Source organism: Nostoc sp. ChiQUE02 (assembly GCF_034531305.2).
Taxonomy (GTDB): Bacteria; Cyanobacteriota; Cyanobacteriia; order Cyanobacteriales; family Nostocaceae; genus Nostoc.
The window spans coordinates 1-7,464 of record NZ_JAVRBN020000103.1; the positions used below are offsets into that span (position 1 = coordinate 1).

The 7,464-nt window shown below is 41.8% G+C and carries 7 protein-coding genes; 2 read left to right on the plus strand and 5 right to left on the minus strand.

The features are described 5' to 3' along the window. Positions 1-224: 224 nt before the first annotated feature. Both RM347_RS35280 and RM347_RS35285 read right to left on the minus strand, forming a co-directional pair. A complete protein-coding gene (locus RM347_RS35280) occupies positions 225-1,643 on the minus strand; it encodes a calcium-binding protein (RefSeq protein ID WP_322715598.1) in 1,419 nt (472 codons plus the stop codon). Between the two features lie 783 nt (positions 1,644-2,426). After that, a complete protein-coding gene (locus RM347_RS35285) occupies positions 2,427-2,696 on the minus strand; it encodes a hypothetical protein (RefSeq protein ID WP_428850676.1) in 270 nt (89 codons plus the stop codon). A 161-nt stretch (positions 2,697-2,857) separates the two neighbouring features. On the opposite strand from RM347_RS35285, the gene RM347_RS35290 reads away from it, so the two are divergent. After that, positions 2,858-3,379, plus strand: a complete 522-nt coding sequence (locus tag RM347_RS35290; protein WP_322715596.1) for a hypothetical protein — start codon at positions 2,858-2,860, stop codon at positions 3,377-3,379. Between the two features lie 312 nt (positions 3,380-3,691). Further along, a complete protein-coding gene (locus RM347_RS35295) occupies positions 3,692-5,902 on the plus strand; it encodes an NERD domain-containing protein (RefSeq protein WP_322715595.1) in 2,211 nt (736 codons plus the stop codon). 26 nt (positions 5,903-5,928) lie between these two features. Here the strand turns inward: RM347_RS35295 and RM347_RS35300 are convergent, their stop codons facing one another. The 3 genes from RM347_RS35300 to RM347_RS35310 form a co-directional block, all read right to left on the minus strand. After that, positions 5,929-6,567: a hypothetical protein gene (locus RM347_RS35300; protein ID WP_322715594.1), complete on the minus strand. Its 639-nt coding sequence runs from the start codon at positions 6,565-6,567 to the stop codon at positions 5,929-5,931. Between the two features lie 123 nt (positions 6,568-6,690). After that, entirely contained in the window at positions 6,691-7,200 is a 510-nt protein-coding gene (locus RM347_RS35305; protein WP_322715593.1) for a hypothetical protein, read from the minus strand. 66 nt (positions 7,201-7,266) lie between these two features. Beyond that, positions 7,267-7,392 carry a hypothetical protein gene (locus tag RM347_RS35310; protein WP_322715592.1) on the minus strand — a complete coding sequence of 42 codons (126 nt, stop codon included), beginning with the start codon at positions 7,390-7,392 and terminating at the stop codon, positions 7,267-7,269. Positions 7,393-7,464: the final 72 nt, after the last annotated feature.

Below are 7,464 nucleotides of genomic sequence, written 5' to 3' on the forward strand. Positions count from 1 at the left end.
CCATTTATGAGCTAGAACTTAAGCCCTGTAAGACATAATTCTCACTTACTAGGTCAAAATGAGCGAACGTCCAGTGTTGATGCTAGTAACGCTCACCCAAGAGATTGACGCTTACACTTAACAAATTTGGGCAAAATCTTCTTTAGTTGACACCAATCTTCATGAATTGCCCCTACAGATGTAGTTTCGCGTGACTCCTAAATTTATTTTTTGGAAACCTCTAATTAAACAACCACAAAATTGTTGTTAGTTAGTGACAATCCGGTTGATAGTTGGGCAAATTTTACCTGAGTAAATCCAGATTCGCTGCCATCTTGGTCAAAGAACAGTCCACCTGTAGAATCATCATAAATGAATCGTTGAGCGATCGCAGTTGCAGATGTTCCAATGGTAAACTGACTTGTCTGAAGTGAACCTGTTGATAAGCCGCCACCAAAACCACTAGCTGATACCTGAATCAGTTCATTAGCGGCGTTGAAGTCATAAATAGTGTCAACGCCTTCATTGTAACTATTGAAAGCAAAGGTATCAGTCCCGTCCCCTCCTATCAGAATGTCATTACCATTGCCCCCTGTAAGGATATCATTGCCATTGCCACCATCAAGAGTGTTATTGCCTGTTGAGCGAGAGTCGAATTCACCACGGTAACTCGCGTAGTTGCCAGAGATGTCAAGATAATCATTGCCATCGCCACCAGAGAGCAGGTTATCGCCTGTTGAACCGCCAGCACTCAATGTATCGTCACCTGCGCCTCCCTTGAGGGTGTTATTACCTGTTGAGCGAGAGTCGACTACACCACGGTTATTGCTGTAGCTGCCAGAGAGGTCAAGATAATCATTGCCATCGCCACCAGAGAGCAGGTTATTGCCTTTTGAACCGCCAGCCTTCAATGTATCTTCACCTGCACCTCCTTCTAGGGTGTTATTGCCTGTTAAGCGAGAGTCAATATTCTGCTTAAAGAAAAAAGTGGTGTCAATGTACCTGCCAGAGACATCAAGATAATCATTGCCATCGCTCCCAGAGAGCAGGTTATTGCCCGCACCACCCCGCAGGGTGTCGTTGCCACTTTTGCCGTCAATGATGTCATCACCCCCCTGACCATTGATGACATCATCTGAATCATCAAAGCCGTCAACATTATTGTTCAAGTCGTTAAGGAAGGTGACTGTATTTCTGTTGAAGATATTGCTTTGGGTGGAGTTGGCATTGAAGACATCAAAGCTGTCTGTGGTGATGGTTTCTCCATAAAACAAGATATTACCCAAGTCTACAGTTGCTCCTGTAGATGTGCTAAGGTTATCCAGGTTTTCAAGGACAAAGTTTTGCAGGGTGACTTTAGTATTGGAATTATTTTGAAAGGTGATTTCCAGATTGCTGCCATTTTGCGTAAGCAGCAGATTTCGAGCAGTAGCGCTAGGATCTCGGAATATTAGGGTATCCACTTCAGCGATGACTCCTGCTGTCGGATTTGTTCCTTGACCTATGCCACCAAAATCCGTAATAGTGTATCCACCACTAATAGATATAATGTTGTTGTAAATATCGTTACCACCTCCACCAGTTAAGGTGTCGCCGTCACTGAAGTAGTCTCCGTTACTGCCCGATAGCGTATCGTTACCGTTGGTTCCAATGAAACTTGCCATAAATTTTACCTATCTAAATTGATTTTTTGAGTAACTTCAGTTCTTACACTGTTGCAAGTGATGTTTCCGGGTACGAAAATTCCCAAAACTTGAGGTTGTTAATACTCTTGAAAAACAGTAATATTTCTCAAAAATTGACCGAGACAATTAGATTCTACGTAAAAATTATCTAACTTAAAGCTAGTAGAAAGACAGTTAAAACCTTGATTTTCTGTAAGTTCAATTCATGAATTGAAGCTACATTTGTTGATGCGTAAGTCCCATAACTATTCTCTTACTATCTAAGCCTTAAGCACTATACAAATTAATCAAGCTGTGAATTTTAGATAATTGTTCAGTAGAAATCAGTAAATAATCATCAAAAAATCAACCTTGAATACCTAAAAACCACCTTTTCTATTTGGTTTTTTGCCAGTGCCTAAGTCCTACAAGCTTCAAAGTAGGAAACAGTTAACTTTTGAGCGGGAAAGACATTTTTATGCCTAGCTTATGGGCTATCCTCCGTAAGTGTCGAGCTTGTACATAGAAAAAATATTACTTGCCTTCAGCTAACTACATACTGAATATATTACTTAGATGTCTATACTTAAATCACCGTCTTTGCATACTCTTCACATTATTTGCCGATAAATGTACACAGCAATACTGAGCTTTATCTATTCTTCACACTCTTGTAGTTCTAAGTAACAAAAGGGCAGAAAATAGTAAAACAAGTTTGAACAATACTTCGGACAAAATTAGGCAGCAATAACGCTTCCAAGCTTGGGTGAATCGCTACTCATTTCAATCAACCAACACCCCATCCACAATTGCAATCTCCCACTGCGAACACTTCGCCAGCAGCTTCTTGATCACAATCTGCAAAGCCGGATCGTCATTCCAACACTCATACAAGAAGTCAAACCCCGGATTCTGCCCCGAATTCGCCACAACTTTCAGTTTCTGCATCCGCTCCAGTCGCAGATTTGACCTCGCAACAATTGCCTCATGCGACCATTTCTCAGGATTTGACACAGGTGCGGCAGAACTTTCACCCTCATTCACCGCTTTCATTTCTCCACCTAAAGCTGAATTTGAACCAACAACATAGCAGAGTGATCCTGTTCTACTTGCCCTGGTGTTTGATTAGCGATCGCTACTTGTCCCCACATCAACACTTTCCACGCTAAATGCTAAATTTTATTTAGCCACCCAGCAGGAGTTTTCTTTTTCTTATGTGGTTCTGGTCTGCCGATTCAGTAGAACAAGAATTATTTGATTTGTACGCTCCAGCCCTACGGTCGCTCGGCGTAAATTTTAATGACGAGCAACTTCAAGACACTCTAGAAGCATCCAGCTATTGTTTAGAAGATGCTTTCAGGAGCGCAATTGTTTATATACTCTGGCTCGAAGAAAACTTGAAGCCGATCTACCCGACTGCAATACTAATCGAGGCACTGGCAAATCAATGGCGCACCAAATACTGGAAGCCGGAGTATTTAGAACTTGAACAGTTGCTCTCCTCCGGAAAACGCTGGTGGAAGGCAGCAGTGGATAAGTGGGGTTACGACGAGCGTAATCAACTGGTTGCAGACATATTTTACGATCACGGGCAGGAATTTATCAAGTTCCGAAATGGTAAAGAAATTCTAGTTGATACTGCTTATAAGTGGGGATGGGAGCGAGTCGCAGATTATGCGTCCCCGTTTTCAGAAAATAATTGGTCGCTTGGCAGTATCAAGGCAAGGGAATCTTGAGCTACATCTTCTGCACAAGAGTAGACAAGCACTATCAAGCAGCAATCGCTTTAGCTCCACGCTATTCTGAGACAGTGTGAATTCTCTCCCAATCCACCAACAGACCATCAACACAACCGATACCCCACTGCGGAAACTTCGCCAGCAGTTCCATTTCTGCCTTAGTATTAGCAGCAATTTTACAGTGGCTTATAGTTCAGAGTATTTACTAAAAGACGTGTTTTCCCTGAAGCCTTACTTGAGACAAGTAAAAGATATTTTATTTAGAGCGCAGTTATATGATTGACTGCAAATTAAATCAGGTAGGATATCATGGTATCTGCTACTCAAGAATATAAGCTTAAATTTATTACAACCGAACCAATTTACTTTCCTGGACAAAAAGCCGAACAGAAAGTTTGGGATGTTGTTCGTTCTGCATTCAACGACCGAAAAAACTGTTTATGTTTTTGGACATATCCTCTCTTTATTAAAGATAAACAATTATGCTATGAGCCAGATATATTAATTGTTGACCAGGAATTTGGTGTAATTGTTATTGAAGTTAAAAATATTAAAATCAACCAAATAACACATATAAAAGGTTATGACTGGTTTACCAAAAATTTTTATAAATCTCCCATAAATGCCTATAAACAAGCTGAGAGCCAACTTCAACACTTAGTTAATTATTGTAACAAGCAGCCATTACTTGAACGAAAAGTAAGAGCAAGAGCTTTAGTGGCTTTACCTTCAATTACTGAAAAAGAATGGATAGGACAAGAATTTAATAAACAGATATCCTGTCCTCCTATTCTTTTTCAAGAGCATTTAAGCAAAAATAATTTAATCCAAATAATTATACAAAATGCAGGTCAAGTTCAACCAGGAAGACCTTTAACAGATAAAGAGTGGAATTTACTACAAAAAATTGTTTGCAGCCCCATACCTCCTATTCGCCCAGATGGTGCAGATGAACCAATAAAACTTAATCCAAAACCACTGCGTCGTCAGGTAATTGAAAAATTACAACAATGGGTAGGTTCAACAGATATCGAGCAAATTCACATAGGAATGTCAATACCTCCTGGGCCTCAACGGATTCGAGGAATAGCTGGTTCTGGTAAAACAGTGTTGCTATGTCAAAAGGCAGCTTGGATGCATTGGTATCATCCAGATTGGGATATTGCTCTAGTATTTTTTACTCGCAGTCTCTATGACCAAGCAGTTCACTTAGTAAATGAATGGCTGAAATTTTTCTCCAATGATGAAGTTGAATATGATCCTGAGACATCCAAGCTAAAAATACTACACGCTTGGGGAGATGACAGACAACCAGGTTTGTACTCAACTATTCATGATACACAGAATATCAGTCTCATTCATGATCAGCGTGTGAAAGGTAATCCCCCTGAAAAGTTAGCATATCTGTGCAAAAGGGTATTAAGTGAATACCAAATTCAACCAATATTCGATGCTATTTTAATTGATGAGGGGCAAGACTTAGCTTTAGATGAGCAACAGTTAAAGTTTGAAGATAAACAATCAGTTTACTGGTTAGCATGGCAAGCGCTCAGACCTATTACACCGGATACTCCAGATGTCAGACGTTTAATTTGGGCATACGATGAAGCGCAGAGCCTTGATGCCTTGAGTATTCCAACCTCTAAGGAAGTACTAGGCGCAGAATTAAGCCAAATACTAGGAGGAAATGGAGGAGCTTGGTATGAAGGCGGTATCCGCAAAGCTTATGCAATACGCCATTGTTATCGCACACCTGGGAATATTCTGACTGCTGCTCATGCAATTGGTATGGGATGGCTGCGTCCAGAAGGAATGCTAACAGGAATTACAAATAAAAAAGATTGGGAACATATAGGCTATAAAGTTGATGGTGACTTCCGCAAAATAGGTGAGCGAATTACTATAAGCAGACCTTTGAAAAATTCTCCTAATCCAGTACATCATTTTTGGTCAGGAGATTTATTAGAATTTAATGTTTATGATTCTTGCGAAGCTGAACTTGATGCACTCAGAAACAAAATTCATCAAAACATTCACTGTGATGGATTAAAACCTAGCCGTGATATTTTAGTAATCGTGTTGGGTTCTCAGGAAGAAAGTATTAATCTTCAAAAAAGGGCAGCCCAGACTTTACAAAAGTATGGTGTCGACTTTTATATTCCTAGTGCGCTCAACAGCAATCAATTTCCAGAACAAATGGATTTACAAGACAAGCGACCAAATCAGTTTTGGAAAGAAGAAGCTGTTACAGTATCGCGTATTTACCGCGCTAAGGGTAATGAAGCTTATATGGTACACCTGATAGGCTTTAACAATATTGCAAAAAATGAAAGCAGCATAAGCCTTCGTAACCAGTTATTTGTTGCTCTTACCAGATCCAAAGCTTGGGTAAGCTTAAGTGGTGTAGGTGAATCTCCAATGTGCGAAGAGATGCGACAAGCGATTAAAAATGGAAACACTTTCACCTTCAATTATAAAAAACCTCTTGGACGAGTTATAGGCGAGGAAATATTGACATAGTGTTCAGAGAAGGTCTTGCCGCTCTCCTAGCTAATCCTCCAATCCACCAACACCCCATCTACAACCGCAATCCCCCACTGCGGATACTTCGCCAGCAACTTCTTGATCACAATCTGCAAAGCCGGATCATCCCAACACTCTTGCAAAAAGTCCAACCCCGGATTCTCCCCCGAATTTTCCGTTAGTTTGAGTTTTTGCATACGCAGAGGTCGCATATTTGACCTCGCTACAATCGCCTCATGTGACCATTTTTCAGCACTGGGGACAGATGCGGCGGAATTTTCACCCTCATCAACTGCTTTGATTTCTACACTCGAAACCGAATTTTCAGTCATCAACTCAGCAGAGGGGCAACTCGGTTCTATTTTCTGATCTGCGATCGCAGAATTTAAAGAAAATTCATTTTGAGCGACGGGCGCGGCCGAACTTGTATCTTCATGAGGGTATATCGCTTCAACACCAGAGACTTGGTTTTCAGCTAACAACGAAGCAGATTGACTTGGTACAGCATCCACAAGCGCCAGCGTCGTGCATTCCATTGCCACAGGCAATTCTTCAAGTTCTGACGCGCTTTCGATACGTTGAGGCGACGCGCCCCCCAAGGGCGCATGAGCCGTCTCCTCTAAACGCGAATTTTCAGTTGGCGCGTCAGAACCAACTACCATACCAACAACCAACTAAGGTTGTTGGTAGGTAGTTAACGGATTGTTAGAAACGTTGTTAGGTTTTTGGAACCTTTGCAAATCCTCACTTTTTTGACCATTCTTTTGGAATGATTCCAAATCAGGCTAGATTCGTTCCACTTTGGGGTGGTTTTGATTCGGTTCGGGCTGGTTTACTTTCTCCCCGGCGTGGACGGCTTTCTCGTCACAAGAATTGGTTTCCCCAGACGTGGATGATTCCCAATAAAACCGATTGTAATAACCGTGTAAGTTGCGGACACGGTAGCTAATCAACCCAGGTCTACCAGAGGGCAAGCGACCAAATACTTCCTCAAACTGAAACAGTCCTTGAGCAGTCAACGCCGCCCCTGCTTTTTGCAAAGATTTGTAGGTGAGGTTAGTGTCGAGTTTGTGGGCAGAACCCCCAAATTGTTCAGCCGCCACGCTATCTAACCAAAGCTGCTGCACAGACGGAGGTTGCTGACGAACCCAGTTGATATCCTCAATTGATACTTTACAATGTGGTCTAATCGATTTCTCTGCATCCGTCTGTTTGCGTAGACGCGAAGCGGCTTGTCCTTGGACATCGCTTCGCTGTTTGCTACCACCATTGATTGCTTTTAACGCTGTAGTCATAATTCTCCCAAAATTTGCATGACAATATGAGCGGCATGGTTGCAATGCCACGTTTAAGTTTTTTGGCTATTCTCTTAGCGAGTCTTTATCTACTGTTTCTCGCCCTTCCAAAAGCGCAACTCGTCTCGGAAATACCTGTCGGTCTTTTTCGATTGCTCTTTCCAACAATCCCAAGCCACCACTAACTGGCATCACCGTGGTCGGGTAGCAGGACTATATCGCTATAATCCCGCCCCCTCAGAACCGGACTTGCGCCTTGCAACG

Excerpts from the sequence above, each read along its gene's own strand:
- RM347_RS35280 (WP_322715598.1), bottom strand. The coding sequence starts at position 1,643 with ATGGCAAGTTTCATTGGAACCAACGGTAACGATACGCTATCGGGCAGT.
- RM347_RS35285 (WP_428850676.1), bottom strand. The coding sequence starts at position 2,696 with ATGAAAGCGGTGAATGAGGGTGAAAGTTCTGCCGCACCTGTGTCAAAT.
- RM347_RS35290 (WP_322715596.1), top strand. The coding sequence starts at position 2,858 with ATGTGGTTCTGGTCTGCCGATTCAGTAGAACAAGAATTATTTGATTTG.
- RM347_RS35295 (WP_322715595.1), top strand. The coding sequence starts at position 3,692 with ATGGTATCTGCTACTCAAGAATATAAGCTTAAATTTATTACAACCGAA.
- RM347_RS35300 (WP_322715594.1), bottom strand. The coding sequence starts at position 6,567 with ATGGTAGTTGGTTCTGACGCGCCAACTGAAAATTCGCGTTTAGAGGAG.
- RM347_RS35305 (WP_322715593.1), bottom strand. The coding sequence starts at position 7,200 with ATGACTACAGCGTTAAAAGCAATCAATGGTGGTAGCAAACAGCGAAGC.
- RM347_RS35310 (WP_322715592.1), bottom strand. The coding sequence starts at position 7,392 with ATGCCAGTTAGTGGTGGCTTGGGATTGTTGGAAAGAGCAATCGAAAAA.